This window comes from Streptomyces sp. NPDC005004 (assembly GCF_053600675.1).
In genome coordinates this window covers 185,356-205,035 of sequence record NZ_JBSGAH010000006.1, presented here as the reverse complement: position 1 = coordinate 205,035, position 19,680 = coordinate 185,356, and the positions used below count along the sequence as shown (strand labels likewise).

18 protein-coding genes and 1 pseudogene are annotated in these 19,680 nt (G+C 73.3%); 7 read left to right on the top strand and 12 right to left on the bottom strand.

Annotation, left to right across the window (positions count from 1 at the left end; genetic code table 11):
- Positions 1–36: 36 nt before the first annotated feature.
- Genes ACWEEU_RS10600 through ACWEEU_RS10590 form a run of 3 tightly spaced genes read right to left on the bottom strand, consistent with a single transcriptional unit; the run spans position 37 to position 3,595 of the window.
- A complete protein-coding gene (locus tag ACWEEU_RS10600; RefSeq protein WP_385747481.1) occupies positions 37–975 on the bottom strand; it encodes an N-acetylneuraminate synthase family protein in 939 nt (312 codons plus the stop codon).
- A 14-nt stretch (positions 976–989) separates the two neighbouring features.
- A complete protein-coding gene (locus ACWEEU_RS10595; RefSeq protein WP_451730789.1) occupies positions 990–2,243 on the bottom strand; it encodes a cytidylyltransferase domain-containing protein in 1,254 nt (417 codons plus the stop codon).
- A gap of 38 nt (positions 2,244–2,281) precedes the next feature.
- The gene (locus tag ACWEEU_RS10590) at positions 2,282–3,595 is read right to left on the bottom strand and encodes a DUF6716 putative glycosyltransferase (RefSeq protein WP_451730786.1); all 1,314 of its coding nucleotides are present in this window, start codon (positions 3,593–3,595) and stop codon (positions 2,282–2,284) included.
- A 198-nt stretch (positions 3,596–3,793) separates the two neighbouring features.
- Between ACWEEU_RS10590 and ACWEEU_RS10585 the strand changes: the two genes are divergently transcribed.
- The 3 genes from ACWEEU_RS10585 (at position 3,794) to ACWEEU_RS10575 (ending at position 7,282) form a co-directional block, all read left to right on the top strand.
- Entirely contained in the window at positions 3,794–4,771 is a 978-nt protein-coding gene (locus ACWEEU_RS10585; protein ID WP_451730783.1) for a glycosyltransferase family 2 protein, read from the top strand.
- Entirely contained in the window at positions 4,768–6,102 is a 1,335-nt protein-coding gene (locus ACWEEU_RS10580) for an alpha-2,8-polysialyltransferase family protein (RefSeq protein WP_451730780.1), read from the top strand. Before ACWEEU_RS10585 ends, ACWEEU_RS10580 begins: the two co-directional genes overlap by 4 nt.
- Before the next feature lie 67 nt (positions 6,103–6,169).
- Positions 6,170–7,282, top strand: a complete 1,113-nt coding sequence (locus ACWEEU_RS10575) for an acyltransferase family protein (protein WP_451730778.1) — start codon at positions 6,170–6,172, stop codon at positions 7,280–7,282.
- 2 nt (positions 7,283–7,284) lie between these two features.
- On the opposite strand, the gene ACWEEU_RS10570 is transcribed toward ACWEEU_RS10575, so the two are convergent.
- Positions 7,285–7,503 (bottom strand): TetR/AcrR family transcriptional regulator C-terminal domain-containing protein, encoded by a 219-nt coding sequence (locus ACWEEU_RS10570; RefSeq protein WP_451730775.1) that lies wholly within the window; start codon positions 7,501–7,503, stop codon positions 7,285–7,287.
- Positions 7,504–7,531: 28 nt separating this feature from the next.
- Here ACWEEU_RS10570 and ACWEEU_RS10565 point away from each other — a divergent pair.
- Positions 7,532–7,927, top strand: a pseudogene (locus tag ACWEEU_RS10565) (aromatic-ring hydroxylase C-terminal domain-containing protein); the annotation flags it as partial.
- Here ACWEEU_RS10565 and leuE read toward each other — a convergent pair.
- Both leuE and ACWEEU_RS10555 read right to left on the bottom strand, forming a co-directional pair.
- The gene (gene leuE / locus ACWEEU_RS10560; protein ID WP_385751121.1) at positions 7,924–8,577 is read right to left on the bottom strand and encodes a leucine efflux protein LeuE; all 654 of its coding nucleotides are present in this window, start codon (positions 8,575–8,577) and stop codon (positions 7,924–7,926) included. The pseudogene ACWEEU_RS10565 and the gene leuE sit on opposite strands and share 4 nt — an antisense overlap.
- Before the next feature lie 96 nt (positions 8,578–8,673).
- Positions 8,674–10,254 (bottom strand): acyl-CoA mutase large subunit family protein, encoded by a 1,581-nt coding sequence (locus ACWEEU_RS10555; protein WP_451730772.1) that lies wholly within the window; start codon positions 10,252–10,254, stop codon positions 8,674–8,676.
- Positions 10,255–10,337: 83 nt separating this feature from the next.
- Here ACWEEU_RS10555 and ACWEEU_RS10550 point away from each other — a divergent pair, with 83 nt between their 5' ends.
- Entirely contained in the window at positions 10,338–11,147 is an 810-nt protein-coding gene (locus ACWEEU_RS10550; protein ID WP_451730769.1) for a L,D-transpeptidase family protein, read from the top strand.
- A gap of 195 nt (positions 11,148–11,342) precedes the next feature.
- On the opposite strand, the gene ACWEEU_RS10545 is transcribed toward ACWEEU_RS10550, so the two are convergent.
- Complete coding sequence (locus ACWEEU_RS10545) at positions 11,343–12,473, bottom strand: hypothetical protein (RefSeq protein WP_451730766.1); 1,131 nt, start codon at positions 12,471–12,473, stop codon at positions 11,343–11,345.
- A complete protein-coding gene (locus ACWEEU_RS10540; protein ID WP_385751110.1) occupies positions 12,473–13,135 on the bottom strand; it encodes an RNA polymerase sigma factor in 663 nt (220 codons plus the stop codon). Before ACWEEU_RS10540 ends, ACWEEU_RS10545 begins: the two co-directional genes overlap by 1 nt.
- Positions 13,136–13,591: 456 nt before the next feature.
- Here ACWEEU_RS10540 and ACWEEU_RS10535 point away from each other — a divergent pair, with 456 nt between their 5' ends.
- Complete coding sequence (locus tag ACWEEU_RS10535; protein WP_451730763.1) at positions 13,592–14,983, top strand: hypothetical protein; 1,392 nt, start codon at positions 13,592–13,594, stop codon at positions 14,981–14,983.
- 98 nt (positions 14,984–15,081) lie between these two features.
- Here the strand turns inward: ACWEEU_RS10535 and ACWEEU_RS10530 are convergent, their stop codons facing one another.
- From ACWEEU_RS10530 to ACWEEU_RS10515, 4 genes are all read right to left on the bottom strand, one after another.
- Positions 15,082–15,480 (bottom strand): hypothetical protein, encoded by a 399-nt coding sequence (locus ACWEEU_RS10530; RefSeq protein ID WP_451730760.1) that lies wholly within the window; start codon positions 15,478–15,480, stop codon positions 15,082–15,084.
- Between the two features lie 164 nt (positions 15,481–15,644).
- Complete coding sequence (locus ACWEEU_RS10525) at positions 15,645–16,205, bottom strand: hypothetical protein (protein ID WP_385750969.1); 561 nt, start codon at positions 16,203–16,205, stop codon at positions 15,645–15,647.
- 91 nt (positions 16,206–16,296) lie between these two features.
- The gene (locus ACWEEU_RS10520) at positions 16,297–17,121 is read right to left on the bottom strand and encodes a DUF4328 domain-containing protein (protein WP_451730757.1); all 825 of its coding nucleotides are present in this window, start codon (positions 17,119–17,121) and stop codon (positions 16,297–16,299) included.
- Positions 17,122–17,248: 127 nt separating this feature from the next.
- Positions 17,249–18,829, bottom strand: coding sequence for a beta-N-acetylhexosaminidase (locus tag ACWEEU_RS10515; protein ID WP_451731025.1), 1,581 nt, complete (start codon positions 18,827–18,829; stop codon positions 17,249–17,251).
- 214 nt (positions 18,830–19,043) lie between these two features.
- Between ACWEEU_RS10515 and ACWEEU_RS10510 the strand changes: the two genes are divergently transcribed.
- Positions 19,044–19,592 (top strand): 2-oxo-4-hydroxy-4-carboxy-5-ureidoimidazoline decarboxylase, encoded by a 549-nt coding sequence (locus tag ACWEEU_RS10510; RefSeq protein WP_385750973.1) that lies wholly within the window; start codon positions 19,044–19,046, stop codon positions 19,590–19,592.
- The last annotated feature ends 88 nt before the right edge of the window (positions 19,593–19,680 follow it).

Below are 19,680 nucleotides of genomic sequence, written 5' to 3'. Positions count from 1 at the left end.
GGAGGACCGTCCCGGGAGGGGTGGCGGGCTGAGGGATCAGACCGTGACCGGCTCGCCCGCCGCGGCGGCGATGTCCGCCTCGGCGACGACGCCGGTGACGCGGCGCAGCTTCTTCATGGGGCCCAGCTCGGAGTCGTAGACCTTCTTGACGCCGTCGCCGAGGGACGCCTCGACGGCGCGGATGTCGCGGACCAGGCGCGTCAGACCCTGCGGCTCGACGGAGGCGGCCTGGTCGGAGCCCCACATCGCGCGGTCGAGGGTGATGTGCCGCTCGACGAAGACGGCGCCGAGGGCGACGGCGGCCAGCGTGGTCTGCAAGCCCGTCTCGTGGCCGGAGTAGCCGATCGGGACGTTCGGGTACTCCTTCTCCAGCGTGTTGATCACGCGCAGGTTCAGCTCCTCGGCCTTGGCCGGGTAGGTGGACGTGGCGTGGCAGAGCAGGATGTTGTCCGAGCCGAGGACCTCGACCGCGTGGCGGATCTGGCGCGGGGTGGACATGCCGGTGGACAGGATCACCGTGCGGCCGGTGGCGCGCAGCGAGCGCAGCAGCTCGTCGTCGGTGAGGGAGGCGGAGGCCACCTTGTGGGCGGGCACGTCGAACTTCTCCAGGAAGGCGACGGCCTCGGTGTCCCACGGGGAGGCGAACCAGTCGATGCCCTTCTCCGTGCAGTACGCGTCGATCTGGCGGTACTCGTCCTCACCGAACTCCACGCGGTGGCGGTAGTCGATGTAGGTCATCCGCCCCCAGGGCGTGTCGCGCTCGATGTCCCACTGGTCGCGCGGGGTGCAGATCTCCGGCGTGCGCTTCTGGAACTTGACGGCGTCGCAGCCTGCCTCGGCGGCGGCGTCGATGAGCTTGAACGCGTTCTCCAGGTCGCCGTTGTGGTTGATGCCGATCTCACCGGTGACGTAGACCGGGCGGCCGGGGCCGACCTCGCGCGAACCGAGCTGACGGATACGGGAGTTGATGCTCATGTGAGGGTGTTTCCTTACCTGGGGAGGGATTCGAGCGAGGGTCCGAGAAGCCAGCCGGCGACCTCCCGGATCGCGCCGTCGCCACCGCGCACGGTGGTGACGGCGCGCGCGGCGCCGCGTACGGCGTCATGGGCGCCCGCGACCGCCACGGGCCAGCCGACGAGGGCGAAGCACGGGAGGTCGTTGACGTCGTTGCCGACGTAGAGCACGCGCTCGGGCGCGATGCCCTGTTCCTCGCACCACTGCTTGAGGGCGAGGTCCTTGCGGTCGATGCCGTGCAGCACGGGAAGCCGGAGCTTGCGGGCGCGGGCGGCGACCACCGGGTTGCGTTCCGTGGACAGGATCAGCATCTTCAGGCCGCTGTCGCGCAGGGCCGCGATGCCGAGTCCGTCCCCGCGGTGCACGGAGACGAACTCCCGTCCGTCGGAGTCGATCAGCACCCGGTCGTCGGTCTGGGTGCCGTCGAAGTCGAGGACCACGGCGTCGATGTCGTCGTGGGTGGGAAGGGCGCCGGGCCGCTCGGCGTCGAGGAGCGGCGCGAGGGCGCGGGCCCGGGCGAGATCGTGCGGGTCGTCGATCTCCAGGACGCGGGCCGGGTCGGTGCGGACGAGTTCGGTCCGGCCGAAGAAGCGGTGGCGGTGGGTACGGAAGCCGGTCACGTCCATCGCGTAGGCGGCGCCGGTCTCCAGGAGGTCCTGGGGGCGGTCCTGGCGGCGGGGGCGGACGGACTTGTCGTGGTTGACGCCGTGACCTCCGCCGCCCGCCGCCTCGCCGGTCCCGTCGCCCTCGCCGTCGCCGTCGCGCCAGACGAACCCGTGGAAGGGGGCGACCGTGACGGCCGTGTCGGCGGTGCCGGAGGCGACGGCCGCGGCCACCCCGTCGACGTCCTCGCGGGCGACGAACGGGCTGGTGCACTGCACGAGCAGCACCACGTCCACGGTCGTGCCGTGCCGTTCCTCGTGCGCGTCCAGGGCGTGCAGCACGGCGGCCTCGGAGGTGGCCGTGTCTCCCGCGATGGCGGCGGGGCGCAGCACCACGCCGGCACCGGCGGCACGGGCGGCGGCGGCGATGGCCGGGTCGTCGGTGGAGACGACCACGTCGGTCACGTGCGCCGCCGCGAGGCACTCCCGGACTGCGCGGGCCACGAGCGGCACCCCGCCGACGGGCGCGAGGTTCTTCGCGGGCACCCCCTTGGAGCCGCCGCGCGCGGGGATCACCGCGAGTACCCGGCGCGGCGAGGTGCCGTCCTGGGCTTCCGGATGGGACATGGAGTCTCCTGGAGAAGTGGTCGTGGGGGCCGGGTCCGTCACAGCTCCCCCATCCGGCGGATCACCGGGGCGACGCGCTGGACGCCGTGCCGGTACGCGCCGCGCGCCGCACGGCGGACGATCTGGCGCACGGGTCCGGGCGCCTGGCCGGCGGCGGCCGCGCCGGGCAGCGGGGCGCCGTCGGGTCCGAGGTGGTGGCGGGCGAGGATGCCGGGCAGATAGCCGGGGGCGGTCTGGGCCGTGTAGTACGGGTCGAGCGGCGGCAGTCCGCCGGGGCGGGCCAGCAGGGCGGCGATGCGGGCGCGGGCGGCGTCGAAGGCGCCCTCGTAGGAGCCTCCCCCGGAGGCGACTCCCTGCCGCGCCAGCCAGGTCGGCTCCGCCTTCGGCAGCTCCCCCGCGTCGATCCGGTCCCAGGAGGTCAGGCACCCGGACCCGAGGAAGTGGTGGTTGCCGAGTGCCTCGCGCACCCCGAGGTCGGTCAGTACGGCCGTCGGGATGTGCCGGTGCAGGGACTCCAGGGCGGCGGTGGAGCTGACCGTGACCAGCAGGTCGGTGCGGTCGAGCACCTCGCCCATGTGCCCGTACACCAGACGGAAGTTGGCGGGCGGGTTCAGTCCCCGGACCAGCTTCTGGTACGGCAGTTCCTCGATGTGCGTGGTGTGCTCGCCGGGCTTGGAGCGCAGCTTGAGCAGCACCTCGCGGTCGGGGTGACGACGGGCGTGCGCGATGAGCCGCCCGAGCAGATAGGCGCGGTCCTCGCGGCTGCCGGGCACGGAGGGCTGGACCGCGAACACCACCGTGAACGGCTCGTGTCGACCGCTGTACGGCGCCCCGCCGAGGAAGGGCAGCGCGACCTCGGTCACCGCGGCGGCGTCCGCGCCGACCCCCTCGTACACGTCCCGGAACCGCTCCGCGTCGTGCGCCGAGTTGGCCAGCACCAGATCGGCGCCGTGCCGCAGCAGCAGGCCGTCGGCGAGCTTCTCGTAGACGACCCCGACGTACCCGGTGACGACCACGGGACGCGGCCCGCTCCCCCACGCGTGCCGCAGCCCGTGCAGCATCGCCTGCACCCCGCCGCCGACCAGCGCGAGCACGAGCACGTCGCAGGGCTCCTCGCCCATCGCCCGCACGAACTCGACGGCCGTCACCTCGCGCAGGCTGTCCGCGCGGGCGCCGGTCTCCTGAAGCTGGCGGGCGGTCGGCGTGGCCCGTCCGCGCAGGAGGAAGCCGTCGAGCCGGATCTCCGCGCCCCGGGGAGCGAGGCGCCGCGCGGTGAGCGCGCCCCATTTCCATCGGGTGTCGGAATCCGCGAGGACGGCGATCCTCAGGGGTTCGGTGGTGGTTGCTGGCACGCCGCAGACGCTAGGAAGGCATTCGGAGGTTCCGCCCAACCTGAACGCAACAAAGGGTTAACAGCACATCGACGAATGGGGATTCGGCGCCGGATCAGGGTCCGGGAAAACCCGGTTCACGGCTTCGCCACGCGTCGTTCACCCGTCATCAAGGCGAGCGTCAGAACGAATGCCGGGCCCCGCCTTAATGTCCTCGGCGTGGTCAAGCTCTCGGTCATCGTGCCGTTCTACAACGTGCAGCAATACGCGCCGGACACCCTGAGGAGCCTCGGTGCGAACGCGCGTGACGATTTCGAGTTCATTCTCGTGGACGACTGTTCCCGCGACGGGACGCCGGACGTGCTCCGACGTGCCGAGCGCGAGTTGCCCGGCGCCGTCCTGGTCCGGCACGAGAAGAACGGCGGACTCGCCACGGCCCGCAACACCGGCATCGACCGGGCGCGCGGCGAGTATCTGACGTTCCTCGACGGCGACGACTGGCTCGCCCCCGGCTACTACGAGCGGCTCGTGGCCGCCATCGAGGGGCTGGGCTGCGACTTCCTGCGGACGGACCATGTGCAGTGCACCGGGCGGGCCCGGGCCGTGCACCGGGTGCCGCACGGGCGGCGCGACGTGGTCCTCGACCCGCGGGCGGCGATCCTGCCCGCGGACCGGTCGACGTCGGTGGACTACGCCTACGCCTGGGCGGGCATCTACCACCGCCGGCTGGCGGAGCGGGGCCTGCTGCACTTCACGGACGGGCTGCGCACGGCGGAGGACCGGCCGTGGATCTGGCGGCTGCACCGGGAGGCGGAGTCGTTCGCCGTGACCGGGCTGCTCGGCGTCTTCTACCGGCGCGGAGTCGCCTCCTCGCTCACCCAGATCGGCGATGTGCGCCAGCTCGATTTCCTGCGCGCATTCGACCAGGTCATAGCGGAAACCGCTGCCGACCGTGACGCCGGAGAACTGCTGCCCAAAGCTGTGCGCACATATTGCGCGATCATTTCCCACCATCTGGGAAGCATCGAAAGGTTCGAACCCCTGGTGGCGAGGAAACTGAAATCCCTGAGCGCGGCCGCCCTTCGGCGTATGCCGCAGGACGTGCTGACCGAGGCGCTGGATTCGATGGACCTGGAACGCGCCACCAAGCTGCGCCGGCTGCGCCGTCGCCCGGCACCCGCGGGGGCCGCCGCATGACCACTCAGATCTTCCAGGCGTCCACGCTGTACGGCGTGGCCACGCTGGCCGCCGCCCTCGACTCCGGCTGCTTCGCCCCCGCCGACCGGCGCGTCCTGCTCGTCTGCAACAACGCGGCCACCCCGGAGACCACGCCCGCCCTCGACCGGATGCCGGGCTTCGAGCGGCTGCGGGACCGCTTCGACGACGTGCTGTCGTACAACGAGACGATCGCCCCGTTCCACCCCGGGGGGTGGGCGCCCCGCGTGGACGACATGCCCTTGTGGGAGCGGTACGTGCGCCACGAGTGGCGGCTCGGCGACGAGCGGGTGGAGCTGGCGGTCGAGTCGATCCAGGTCAACCCCTCGCTCGCGCTCGCCCAGATCTTCACCGGCGCCCCGGTCACGGTGTACGCGGACGGCCTGATGAGTTACGGCCCCACCCGCAACAAGATCGACCCGCTGGTCGGCACCCGGGTGGACCGGCTGCTCCACCTGGACCTGGTGCCGGGGCTGAAGCCGTTGCTGCTCACCGAGTTCGGCGTCCCCGCCGAGCTGGTGCCGTCGGCCGCCTTCACCAAGGTGCTGGCCGAACTCGCGGCCGCCGACGACGACGTGCCCGCGCCGGACGAGCCCGCGCTGCTGCTCGGCCAGTATCTGTCCGCGCTGGACATCCTCACCCCGGACGAGGAGGAGGAGCTGCACGTCCGCATGTTGCGCGGCGCCGTCGGACTCGGCCACACCAGCGTGGTGTTCAAGCCGCACCCCACCGCGCCGGCCCGCTACGCCCGCACCCTGGAGCGGGAGGCGGAGAAACTCGGGGCGGACCTCACGGTGCTGGACACCCCGGTGCTGGCGGAGGTGCTCTACCAGCGGATACGTCCCGCGCTTGTCGTCGGCTGCTTCTCCACCGCCCTGCTGACCGCCGCCACGCTCTACGGACTGCCGGTGGCGCGGACCGGCACCGGGACCCTGCTGGAGCGGCTGGTCCCGTACGAGAACAGCAACCGGGTGCCGGTCACCGTGGTCGACGCGCTGCTGCCTGACCTCGCCGACCGGGCGGCCGTCGTCGAGGGACGGCGCGGCACGACGGTCGAGGAACTGGAGGAGCTGGTGCGCGCGGTGGCCTTCGCCATGCAGCCGAAGATCCTGCCGGGGTCGCGCCCGCACGCCGAACGCTTCCTCGCCGCGCACCAGGACGCCGGGACGCTGCGCTACTTCAAGCGCCGTCGGCTGGCCACGCTGGCGCTGCCCGGCGGGGTGCCCGCCCAACTGGCGTTCATCCCGCGCAACGCCACCGTCCGCCGGGTGGCACGCCGGGCGCGCGTGCTGCGCCGGGTGGTACGCCGCTGACCCGACTCGCCCGGCCCCGGCGCCCCGCCGCCCTCCGACGATCCACTCAACCCCCAGGACCCGGCTCATGACCGCCACACCGCAGCTCGACACGGCCCCCCTCGTCAGTCCGCCGGAGTCCGCCGTCACCCGGCCGCGGACGCGTCTGCTCGCCGTGGACGGGCTGCGGCTGGTGGCGGCGCTGATGGTGTGTCTGTACCACTACGCCGGACGCGGCGGCACGATCTCCGAGTCCTGGCACCAGAGCCCGTCCGAGGTCTTCCCCCGGCTCTCCCAGGTGGCCCCCTACGGCTGCCTGGGGGTGCAGTTCTTCTTCGTGATCAGCGGCTTCGTGATCTGCATGAGCGGCTGGGGCCGCGGCCTCGGCGACTTCTTCCGCTCGCGGGTGGCCCGGCTCTACCCGGCGTACTGGGTGGCGCTGGTGCTGGTCACCGCGGCGGCCTTCGTGCTGCCGGTCGTGGTGAAGCCCGTACGGGCCGACGAGTTCCTGGTGAACCTGACGATGCTCCAGCAGCCGATGGGCGCCACCCGCATCCTCGGGGTGTGCTGGACGCTGTGGGCGGAGGTCCGCTTCTACGCGCTGTTCGCCCTGTTCGTGGTCGTGCGCGGGGTGACCTACCGGCGGGTGGTGCTGTTCGCCTGCGTCTGGACGCTGGCCGCCGCGCTCTCCACCACCTCCGGCAACGCCCTCACCGACGCGGTGGTCATGCCGGAGTACGCGCCGTTCTTCGTCGGCGGCCTCGCGCTCCATCTGATCCACCGCTTCGGAAGCAGCCCGCTGCCCTGGGGCATCGTGGTGATGTCCTGGCTGCTCGGGCAGAGCGCGGCCGTGCGCGGGCTGTGGCATCCGGGCGCGCACGGCGACTTCACCCGGCACCCGGTGGTGATCGTCCTGGTGGTCACGCTGGCCTTCGCCTCGGTGGCGGTCGTCGCGCTGGGCTGGACCCGGTGGGCGTCCTGGCCGTGGCTGGTCACGGCGGGCGCGCTGACGTACCCGTTCTACCTGGTGCACGAGCACCTGGGCTGGTTCGCCGTACGGATACTGCACCGCGGCCTCGGCCTCGCACCCTGGCCGACGCTCGGCCTGACGGTGACGGCGATGCTGGCACTGGCCTGGCTGCTGCACCGCTTCGTGGAGAAACCGTTCGGCCCCCGCCTGCGCCGGGCTCTCAAGGGCTGACCTCAGCCGATCCCGTACCGCGCCCCGATCCCCGCCACGATCACCGCCAGCCCCTCCTCGAACTGCTCGTCGTAGTTCTCGAAGAGGAACGGTCCCGCCTCGGCCGCCAAGGGGAACTCCGCCAGGCGCCGGGTGCGTTCGGCGAGGTCGTAGCCCTCGCGCGGTTCACGGGGGAGGGGGCGTACGCCCTGTTCCTCGGTGACGAAGCCGATCGTGTACATGGAGGCGGTGCGGGCGGCGCTGACCGCCCGCCGCGCCAACGCCGCCGCCGTGCTCGACCTCTCCACCGGCGTCCACCGGGGCGAGGTCCGGCGCGGGAGGGCCACGGTGCAGCTCGGCGTCGGCTACCCGGACTCGGCCTTGCGCGAGGACACGCGCCGGGCCCCCTCCGGCGTCCGCGCGGGCGACCGCGCGCCGGACGGCAGGGTGGACGGCGTGCGCCTCTTCGACGCCTTCCGGGGCCCGCACTGGACCCTGCTCGGCGCCCCCGCCCCGCACGACGGCATCCGCGCGCTCCCGGCGGCCCCCGCCTCCTACGGGCCGGGCGTCTTCCTCGTCCGGCCCGACGGATACGTGGGCTGGGCGGGTGACTCGGCCGACGGGATCGAGGACTACCTGACCCGCGTCGGCCGGACCGCCTCCTAGACGGCGGAGGCCAGCGACAGCTTCACCGCGAAGCCGAGGAACAGCACCCCCGCCGCCGAAGTGGCCGTCGCCGACAGCCTCTTGCGGCGGCGGAAGGCGGCCGACAGGCGGGTGCCGCCGAATATCAGCGCGGTGAGGTAGAGGAAGCTGAACGCCTGGGCGAAGGCGCCGAGGACGACGAACGACAGGGCCGGGTAGGCATAACCGGGATCCACGAACTGGACGAAGAAGGCGACGAAGAACAGGATCGCCTTCGGGTTGAACAGGCTCACCACCAGCGCCCGCCGGAACGGCCGTTCGTCCGCCGCGGCCTGCTCGCCCGTCTCCGCCACGGCAGCCTCGCGCCGGGTCCGCCAGAGCTGCCACGCGGCCCGCATCATGCCGATCGCGAGCCAGGTCAGATAGCCGGCACCGGCGTACTTCACGATCCCGAACAGCACCGCGTTCGCCTGGAGCAGCGAGGCCACACCGGCCGCCGACAGCGTCATCAGCACGGTGTCGCCGCACCACACACCGGCGGCGGCCGTATAGCCCGCGCGCACACCCTTACGGGCGGCCACGGACAGGACGTAGAGCGAGTTGGGACCGGGCAGCAGCACGATCAGGACGAGCCCTGCCAGGTAGGTGGGGAGATCGATGACGCCGAACATGCAGGGAGTGTCGCACGGGCCACCGACCGTGCCTATGGCGAGGGTCCCAGCAGGCCGGAGCAGCTCCCGGCCGCGGCTCCCGCTCCGCGCCCGCCCTCAGAAGACGTCCGCCGGGACGTACGTCCCCCACACCCCCCGCAGCACCTCGCACACCTCCCCCACCGTCGCCCGCTCCCGCAGCGCCCGCTTCATCGGCGGCAGGACGTTCCCCGTGCCCCGCGCCGCCTCCCCGAGCGCGCGCAGCGCGGACTCCACCGCCCCCGTGTCGCGTTCCGCCCGCAGCCGGGCCAGCCGCTCCCGTTGCCGGGTCTCGATGCCGGGGTCCGGGCGGTGCGGGGCGTACGGCTCCTCCTCGTCCAGGCGGAAGCGGTTGACGCCGACGACCACGCGCTCGCCCTCCTCCGTCTCGCGGGCGATCCGGTAGGCGTTGCGCTCGATCTCGCCCTTCTGGAAGCCCTGTTCGACGGCGGCGACCGCGCCGCCCCGCTCCGCCACGCGGTCCATCAGCTCCAGCGCTGCCGCCTCCACGTCGTCGGTCAGCGACTCGACCGCGTAGGAGCCGGCGAAGGGGTCGACCGTCGCGGGGACGTCCGTCTCGTACGCCAGGACCTGCTGGGTGCGCAGGGCGAGGCGGGCGCTCTTGTCGGTGGGCAGGGCGATGGCCTCGTCGAAGGCGTTGGTGTGCAGCGACTGCGTGCCGCCGAGCACGGCCGCGAGTGCCTGCACGGCGACCCGGACGAGGTTCACCTCGGGCTGCTGCGCGGTGAGTTGGACCCCGGCGGTCTGGGTGTGGAAGCGCAGCATCCACGACTTCGGATCGCGCGCGCCGAACTCCTCGCGCATCACCCGGGCCCATATGCGCCGCGCGGCGCGGAACTTGGCGACCTCCTCCAGGAGCGTGGAGCGCGCCACGAAGAAGAAGGACAGCCGGGGCGCGAACGCGTCCACGGCCATGCCCGCCGCGAGCGCCGTGCGGACGTACTCGATGCCGTCCGCCAGCGTGAACGCGACCTCCTGCGCGGGCGAGGCACCCGCCTCCGCCATGTGGTAGCCGGAGATGGAGATGGTGTTCCAGCGCGGGAGCTCGGCGGCGCAGTACGCGAACAGGTCGGCGGTCAGCCGGAGGGAGGGGCGGGGCGGGAAGATGTAGGTGCCGCGCGCGATGTACTCCTTCAGGACGTCGTTCTGGACCGTGCCGGTCAGCCGGTCGCCGGGGACGCCCCGCTCCTCGGCCACCAGTTGGTAGAGCAGGAGCAGCGCGGCGGCCGGGGCGTTGATCGTCATGGACGTGGAGACGCGGTCCAGCGGGATGCCGTCGAACAGCTCCCGCATGTCCTCGACGGAGTCCACCGCCACGCCGACCCGTCCGACCTCGCCGTGCGCGAGGGGCGCGTCGGAGTCGTAGCCCATCTGGGTGGGCAGGTCGAAGGCGACGGACAGACCGGTGGTGCCGTGGGCGATCAGCTCGCGGTAGCGGGCGTTGGACTCGGCGGCGGTGCCGAACCCGGCGTACTGGCGCATCGTCCAGGGGCGGCCGGTGTACATGGTCGGGTACACGCCCCTGGTGTACGGGTACGCGCCGGGCTCGCCCAGTCGCTCGGCCGGGTCCCAGTCCGCGAGGTCGCCGGGGCCGTACACCGGCTCGATGGGCTGCCCCGACTCCGTGTGCCGTGCCATGGCCGCCTCCGGGAGGTGTCCGTCGTCCCCCGTACCACCCTGCCGTGTAGTTCGACGCGGGGCGCGCGGGGAAGCATCCGGGCATGTGGAATCCGGGGAGAACCGCCGTCGTGCTCGCCTCGGTCGCCGCCCTCGCCGCGCTCTGCGGCTGCACGGTGGCGCCTCCGGACGGCGCCGACGGCAAGCACCGCTCGCCGCTGCACGTGGAGCTGCCGTCGGGTGCGCCGCGTACGAGCACGTCCGCCGCGCCCGTCGCCGGTGCCCGTGTGCTGTGGTCGCGCGGCGACAGCGGCTTCGGGGTGCGCGAGTTGCAGGCGCGGCTGCGGCAGCTCGACTGGCTCTTCGACGGGCCGACCGGGAGTTACGACGATCTGACCGAGAAGGCCGTCAGCGGTTTCCAGGGCAAGCGCGGGCTGCCGAGGACGGGCCGTACGGACACGGCCACCTGGCAGCGGCTGGTGGCGATGACGCACCGGCCGGGCAAGTGGGAGCTGTATCTGATGGGCGGCCAGCCCGCGGCCGCGCCCGATCCTCGCTGTCTGACCGGCCGGGTGCTGTGCATCGACAAGACCAGCCGGACCCTGCGCTGGATGACGAACGGCCGGACCCTCTCCACGATGTCCGTCCGCTTCGGCTCGCAGTACTCACCCACCCGCGAGGGTGTGTTCCACGTCTACTGGAAGTCACGACACCATGTGTCGACGCTCTACGACTCCCCCATGCCGTACGCCCTGTTCTTCAGCGGCGGACAGGCCGTGCACTACTCGTACGACTTCGCGGCGCGCGGTTACGCGGGCGGCTCGCACGGCTGCGTCAACGTGCGGGACGAGCAGGCGATCGCCTCGCTGTTCGCGCAGGTGAGGGTGGGCGACAAGGTTGTCGTCTCCTGGTGAAGCGGGTGAAGCGGGGCGCGGGCGGGACCGGGGGAACATGTCCCGCCCGCGCCGGGTGCACGAGCCGTGGGTACGGGGGGAACCCCGGCTCAGTGCGACGGCCGATGACCAGTCGGCTCACTCTGTACTGCGCCACCGGCTCCAGAAACGTCACACCTTTGCCGAAGAAATTTCCGCTCTGGGTAAAACCGCAGGTCAGAGGGTGCTGAAGGTCGGGCTGGGGGTGCCTGTGGGGAGGTCCGCCGAGCTGGGGGCGGCGGGGAGGACGTAGGTGGAGGGGACGGGGGAGGCGAGACCGGTGCGGTGGCGGAGGGTGCGGTCGTGGCCCTTCCGGGTGTGGCCGTCACCGGAGCCCGCGTGGCCGTCGTTGTCGCCGTCGCCTGATCCGCCCGTGCCGTCGGACCGGTGGCCGTGGCCGAAGTGGCCGAGGGGGCCCTCGGTGTCCGGACCGCCGGGCACGGGCACGACCGGCAGACCGTTCCGGCGCCCCGACAGCACGGCCGTGCAGTACGCCTTCACGCGCGCCGAGCCGCCCGCGACACCCTCCAGCGCACGGCGGCGCCCCGCCTCGGGCTCCCGCCCGGCGCGCAGATCGCGGCAGGCCGCGACCGCCACCCGCCACCGGGCGCCGGGCCTGCGGGACCCGGTGCCGGGGTCGGTCGCCTCGCCGGTGTCCTGGCCGGCGCCGCCCGCCGCCTCGGGCGGGGCGTGACCGGGGTCGGCGGACTCGCTCGCGCCGGGGGTGGGCCCGGCGTCGCCGGACGGTCCCGGAGACGACGGCAGCCGGGAGCGCCCCGGCGTCGCGGCGGCGGACACGGACGCCCCGGGGTCGGGCCGCCCCTGCCGGAACGGCCCGGGCAGCACTCCGCTCCCGGCTGCCACGGCCACCCCGCCGAGCGTCCCGACGGCCACGGCGGCGGCCAGCGCCATCCGCACCGGCCGCCCCCACCGCACGTGGCGCGCACGCACGGGGCGCCGCGGCTGGGCGCCGATGTGGACGACGCCGGCGTCGAGGCGGTGGAACGGGGTTGCCGCGGAGGCGGCTTGGGACGCGGAGGCGTCGAGAGCGGCTCCCCCCGGCGCCTCGGCCGCCGGGGGACTGCCGGCCGCACGTCCTGCCCGCGCCACCCGGAACGCCGCCAATGCCGCTTCCTCGCCCGGGAGTTCGTCCTTCGCCGGAGCTGCGGAGTCGGCGAGTGTCGCCAGCAGGGACGCCAGCCGGGCACCCTCGTCGGGGACCCGGTCGCCGGAAGATCGCGGCGGCTCGCCGTTCAGCAGACGTTCCGACGTCTCGAGGTCCAGCCACTCGTCGTGCTCGTCGGCCATCACATGTCCCTCTGCGTCCGCGCACGCGCAGGCGTCACACTCGCGGGCGCGACGGTACGGGCGCGGGGTCCTCGCTGGGGCGGCAGCGCGTCGAGTCCACCGGCCGACTCCGGGTCGGGGCCGAGGAGTTCGGCGAGGCGCTTCAGTCCCCGGTGCGCGGCGGTGCGTACCGCTCCCGCGCGCTTGCCGAGCGTCTCGGCGGCGGACTTGGCGTCCAGGCCGACCACCACGCGCAGCACCACCGCCTCGGCCTGGTCCTGCGGCAGACGCGCGATGAGCGAGAGGGTGCCGTCGGTGGCCAGTGCCTCCATCGCCTCACCGGCGGTGTCCGACTCGGCGGCGCGGCCGGTCAGTTCGGTCTCGTCGCCGCCTATCAGCGGACGGCGGCCGCGCATCCGTATGTGGTCCAGGGCGCGGTTGCGGGCTATCCGGGCGGCCCAGCCGCGAAAGCGGTCCGCGTCACCGCTGAACCGGTCGAGGTCGCGGGCGATCTGGAGCCAGGCCTCGGACGTGACGTCCTCGGCGTCCGGCTCCCCCACCAGCGTGCGCACATAGCCGAGCAGCCGTGGATGCACCGCGCGGTACACCGTGCGGAAGGCTTCCTCGTCACCGCCCTGGGCCGCGCGCACCGCGGCGGTCAGCTCCGCGTCGTCCCCCTGCACCGCACTCCCTTACGCCTGTCTGGTGGTCGGCGCGAAAGGCACGTTACGGCCTGAAACAGCGCCCCGTCCATGTCTGTAGAAGATGCAACTGACTCGTGATCCATTGGGTGTGACACAAGCCGCACTCCCGACGCTGTACGAGATGCGGGCCGCACCCAGACCCGCCACCCGCGACGGCCGGGGCCTCTCCTGTGGGGGGTGGCGGCCCCGGCCGTCGCTTCGACGTCACTCCTCCCGCCCGCTGCAACGTCCCTTCCGGCAGCCCCCGTACGCTGCTCCGTCCACGTACGACGAGGGAGACGACGGAATTCGATGGTGGGCACCTTTGTGGGGCTTGTGGTGATGCCCTTGGTCGTCGCCGGGCTGGCCCGGTGGGCGGCTGGGCGGAGGCGGCACGCGTTGGGCGTGGGCCGGCCCGTGCACTTCCGGGGGCGGCTCGATGGGCGCAAGGGGTGGTTGCTGGTCGATCCTCGGCTCGACGGGCCCGTTTTCCTTGACCGGACCGGGGGTGCCGTCGCGCTGCCGCGTGGTGGGGAGGCTCTGGGGGCGACGGTCTCCACCGTCGACCGGCCCGCCGTCGAGAGGGTCCGCCTGCGGTATCGGACGCCTCAAGGGCGGGTGGTGCGGCTGGGGCTGGCCACGCATGACGCGTGGACGCTGGGCGCGTGGCTGGGTGAGGAGCCGCGGCCGGGTCCCGTGGGCGGGCGCCGGCCGCGGTTGCCGGTCGCGCCGTCGTGGGCGGTGTTCGCGCTCGCGGTGGGTCTGTTCGTGGGGCTCGTCGCCGCGGACGTCGTGGCGTTCGGGAAGCACACTGCTGCCGAGGTCGTGCGGGTGGACCGGGACGAGGAGGACTGCACGGTCGCCTGGGACGGCGGGGTGGAGCGGGCGAGTGTGGACTGTGACGCGGGGGCCCTGCGTGCCGGTGACCGCACAGCGGTCGTCGCGCTTCCCTGGCCGTTCCTGGGTGAGGCCGTGGACACCGGGGTCACTCCGCGCGTGGTCGCCGTACTCGGAGGTGTGCCCGGACTGCTCGGTCTGGGTGGGGCGTTGGTGGTCAACCCGCTGCTGTGCGCCCGGCGCGTCCGGCTGGCGCGCCGGGCCGGGCCGGTGGCCCTGCCGCACGTGGTCGCGGACGGTGAGGCGGACGAGGAGGAGTGGCCCGCTCTCGGGGACGATCTGCGCTACGCGAGCCTCGCCGCCGCGGCCCGGCACGCCGATCGCCATCGGCCCGGACCCCGGGTGACCCCGCCGCGCCGTGGCCCCGGCCGTACGTCCGTGGCGCCGTGGGCCTGGGTGGCGGCCACCGTCCTCGGCACCGCCGCCTGGTACCCGCTGGCGTTCTCCGGCAGCGCCGTCCTGGACGACCACTTCCACCTGGGGCACTGGCGCTTCCCGCTGTTCGGCACGGTCGGCATCGTGTGCCTCGCCCGGATCGGCTGGGTCGTGACCGACCGCGTCCCCCTCTGCGGTCCGGTCCTGCGGGCCGCGCGGACGGGTGACGGGAAGGACGCCTGGCAGCCCATGCGGTACGTCCGCCTGTGCCGCGATCCCGGCGAAATGGTGCTGGTCCTGTTCCGGCCGGAGGGCGGGGACGTGACCGCGCCCCGGTACCTCCAGCCGATCTCCCGCTCCCGGGGCACCGGGCGCCGTACCGTCGGCGGACCCGCGCCGGTCGGCGAGGCCCTGGTGCGCGACACCGGCGCGGGACCGCTGATCTGCGAGATAGACGGCGTCCGCTACCTCCCCGGCGATCGCGCCACCGAGGCCACGTCCGACCCCGCCCGCACCCGCGACGAACTGCGCGACCTCGCCGAGAACCACCTTCGCCCGATCGGACCCGCCCGCTAGGGCCTGTCTGACCATTCTCGTCGCCCGGCCCTAAGGGGCGTCTCCCCGATCTTCGCGGGCCCGCGGCACCCCCCAGGCGGGGCACGGCCGACCGGGGGTCAGCGCCCCGCGATCGCCTCCCGGCACAACAGCCCCAGCGACCCGTCCCCCTCGTAGGCGCGGCGGGCCTCGTCCATCGGGGTCCACAGGCGGCCGTCGGGGGTGCGCAGGCACGGGTCGCCGTCGGTGGCCCACCATTCGGCGCCGGTCTGGCGGGCGATCACCTCGCCGGCGTAGGCGCCGAAGCCGCGCAGGACGCGACGGACGGCCTCGTACGGCGGGCCGTCGCGGCGTATCTCGTCGATCACGCGGTCGACGCGCCACACGCTGCGCGCGGTGTAGTCGAGCCGGAGCCGGGCCCCCTCGCGGAGCGCGGCGACGGTGTCGGCGGCCCAGCGCGCGGGACGGGCGTCCAGGGGGGCGGACGGGTACGCGGGAGTGGGGTACGGGGCTGTCACACAGGGGACAGCGGTCCCGGAGCCCCGGCCGTAACAGGAATCCGGGCCGTTCCGGGAACCGGCGCAGGACCGCCGCACCGCCACCCCGGGACGATCACAGTTCCCGCCCACGCGAGGGGGTTTGAGCGGCGGGGCGCCCTGAAGAACCGTTACGCCCGATCCGCTCAGCCCTGACTGCGCGCCCGGCGCGAGACCACCGCCTGGAGGATGCGGCGCCCCTCGATCGACACGTCCAGGGCGCGGCGCAGCCCGCCCACGCCGTGCTCGGCGAGGAGTTCCAGGACGACGGTCTGGCGCCGGAGTTCGGCGGCGACCAGCGGGGAGGACGTCTCGTCCGTACCACCGTGGCGGTCCTCGGCCGCGCCGGCGGCGGGAGCGGTGTCCTCGGTGGCCGGGTCGAGGAGCCGGTGCACCTGGAGGGCGGCCAGCGAGCAGGCGTCGGCCCACTCGCGCAGCGCCTCGCCGGACCGCTCGGCCGGTGCCGTCTCCAGCATCCGCCGGACCAGCAGGGCCGCCTCGTCCTCGCCGGGGTCGACCGCGCCGAGCGCGGCCCGGGTCTTCTCCAGGCTCTCGGACCAGTCGGAGCCGTCGGCGAGGTGGGCCCACAGCGGGCGCAGCAGTTCGTCGTCCTCATACAGCAGGGGGACGCACCGATCCGAACAAGCCAGCCCACTGGCGGCCAGCCCGCGCGCGTCGGCCTGTGCGATCAGTTCCACCAGGCTCATGGAATCTCCCCTCGCCTGGGCGCCGTCTGTACGGAGCCCGCATTTCCCCTTACTGCGTGCGACGGCCCGGGAGTGTCACAGTCGCCGGTTTTCAGCCAAGAACGGGGGCGAACGGGACGGCGAGCGCCTTCTGGTGCTGCATCCGGGTCAGCCGGAGCACGACCAGCACGGCGAGTACGGCGGCGGGGATGTCGACGAGGTCGGCGAAGAGCATCACGCGCGCCTCCCACACGGCGTCCGCGCCGCCGTCGAACCGGGCCGTCGCCTGGTCCGCGACCAGGGAGACGAGCCACAGCGCCCACCAGAGGTCGATCAGCCGGTGTCCGGCCGGGCGGCCCTGGGGCGCGCTCGTGTTCCAGATGTCGAGCACGATCCGGCGCGGGAACCACAGATTGACGATCGGGCAGAACCACGCGCCGATCGCCCACCCCCGCTTCAGGCTCTGCCCGGACTGGTCGAACACCTCGGCGTTGACCCGCACCCGGTACAGCCAGCACAGATAGACGACCATCGCCGCGATCGTGGCGAACACCTGGGCGCCGCCGGTGAGTCCGGTGGCGAGGTCGGCCAGGTCGGAGGGACGGCCCTTGCTCGCGCTGTCCAGTTGCAGCGCGTCCGCGCAGACGGCGAACAGGTCGGCCACGCCGACGAGCGCCAGGAGCGTGACGGTGGCCCGTCCCAGCCCGACCGGCGAGCGCGGCGCGAGACCGGGCGGGAGCGCGAAGGACGCGGCGTACCGCGCGTCGTACGCCGCCCCGGACGGTGCGCCGGGCGGCGGTCCGGACGGTGCGCCGGGCAGCGGCGCCAGCGGCGGCTCGGCGGGCGCGAACGGCGGATGCGCCCCCGCGGCGAGGCACTCCGGGCACAGCGTGTTTCCGGCGGACGCGGGCTGACGGCCGCAATGGGTGCAGGTCATGAAGGTTTACCCCCCGATACGGTGCCGACGGCGCGACACCGCCCTCCCCAGGCCGGTGTGCACCGGGAAGCCGCCGGCGAGCGGGCCCGCCGACGGCTTTACCTGGAACATACGTTCCGTCAGGAGGTCAGTCCAGCCGATTCGCGAGTTGCCTGAACCGATCCCAGGACAAGGGGGGTTGGCCCGGGTCCCAGAGCTTCTGCACGGTCGCCCGCAGCGGCATCCGGATGCCGGAGGCGACCTGCGCCTCGGTCTGCGCGTTGGGGAAGTCGCACCACACCGCGAACAAGCCGCCGAGGATCTGCCCGTCGTACCGCGCCGGGACAGGGTCGGTGCCCCGGATCACGCGCGGGGTCCACTGCTCGTAGATGCGCTGCCCGGTCGGGTAGACGAAGGTCTGCGGCTCACCGAGGACGTAGTAGAGGTACTCGTCGTTGTAGTTGATGACCTTGCGGCCCGCGCTCAGATACTCCGCCGGCGGGCGGGCGCCTATCTCCTTGCCGGTCCAGTAGGCGACCCGGAGGTCCCCCGCGGGCTGGATCGAGGTGTCGCGCAGGAAGCCGTCGTTCCAGGCCCGCATGGTGCGGTCGTGGGCCCGGACGGTGGCGGCGCGGTCGTTGAGCCAGCCGGTGGCCAGGTCGGCGACGGAGCCGTCCGGGCCGTACGCCTTGCGGGCGGCGGAGGCGAGCTGGGGGTACGAGGTCTCCGGGTCGGAGACGGTCAGCGCCTGGTACTCGTCACCGCCGAGGTGCCACTGCTTCTGCGTGAACAGCCCGGAGTACTCGTTGAGCAGATCGTCGACGATCTTGGCGGAGGCGGGGTTGGAGATGTCGATCGCGCCCCGCGTCGGGGTGCCGCTCGCGTTGCGGAGCTGGAGGTCGGGGTGGGCGGCGATGACGGCGCCGAGGTGGCCGGGCGAGTCGATCTCGGGGACGACCGTGATGTGCCGGGCGGCGGCGAGGTCGATGATCTTCTTGACCTGCGCCTTGGTGAGATGGTCCTTGGAGACGATCTCGGGGTGGGTGGTGGACTGGATCCGGAACGCCTGGTCGTCGGAGAAGTGCAGTCCCAGCTCGTTGAACTTCAGATCGCCCAGTTCGCGTATCCGGTCCTCGATCCAGGACTCGGAGAACGGTTTGCGCGCGATGTCGAGCATGAAGCCGCGCACCTGCTTGGCGGGCTCGTCCCTCACGACGCCCTCGGGGGCGGAACCGCCGCCGTGCACCTCCTGTTTGAGGGTCCGGGTGCCGTAGAACACGCCCGCGTCGGCGGGGCCGCTGATCTCCACCCGGCCGTCGCGCACGGTCATGGTGTACGACTCCGGGCCGGCGCCCTTGCCGCCGAGCGTGAGCCGCAGGTCACCGGAGCGCGTGTCCTTCTGCTGCCCGGCGTACTTCAGGCCGAGCTCCCCGGCTATGAGCTTGCCCTCGTCGGCCAGCCCCGGGTCGGTCACCACCACCCGGTCGCCGCGCGCCGGCCGCCACCCGGGGCCGTGCGCCGGGGTGTGGGCGCGGACCGCCGGTATGGTCTGCGGCGCCTTCGACAGCGGATAGTTCCGCGTGGGCGACGGGCTCGGGCTGTCGCCCACGCTCGCCACGTCCGAGCCGCCGGGCGGGCCGCCGCCCGATGAGGCCCACACGCCGACGCCCACGCCGGCCACGACCGTCCCGGCGACCGCCGCGACGACGACCGCCCGTTTCCGCTTCACCTGCCGCGCCGTCGTACGGCGCCTGTGCTGGCTCACGACCCCAACCTACGACCGAACCGGCGCGGACCCGTCATCGAGAGTTTCCGAAACTCTCCCGTCCGAGTGAAAATCGGGCATCCGTCGGACACACACTGACCACTCTCGATAACGTGTCGGCACACCTTTCACACGTTCCCCTGCCACATCTGACGCATCCCCCTGCCCCACACCACACGTGACGCGAGGACCCACGCTGCCTGCGCACCGTTCGCCGTATCTCCCCACCCCCCTCGACGCCTTCAACCTGGCCCCCGCCGACGAGGCCCGCGCCCTGCTGGAGCGCTGTCTGCGCAGCTCGCGCTGGGCGGACCGGCTCGCCGAGCACCGCCCGTACCCCGACCTGCCCGCCCTGCTCGCGGCGGCGGACGAGGCGGCGTACGACCTGGACCAGACCGATCTGGCCGAGGCCCTGGCCGGGGAGTCCCTGCCCCGGCTGCCCGAGGGGACGTACTCCGCCGCCCACACCGCGCTCGACGCCGCGCACGCCGCCTACGAGGCGCGATTCGGCCATGTTTTCGTCATCTCTCCGGGCGACACCCCACCGGAGGAGCTGCCGGACCGTGTCCTCGAAGGAATCCGGTCACGATTGACGAACGATCCGGACGACGAACGGGTGATCGTGGCCGAGGAACTGCGCGGCCTGGCCCGCCACCGTCTCGCCGCCCACCTCGGCCCCACCGGCTGCCGCACCGCCAGCCACTACGCGCCCCGCCCCCACGCGTAGAACCGGTCCGCGGATCACGGCGCGGGTGCGCACCGGCGCCGCGTCTTCCCAGGTGAGCGGGGCCGGCGCCGTCCGGATGCCGGGCGGG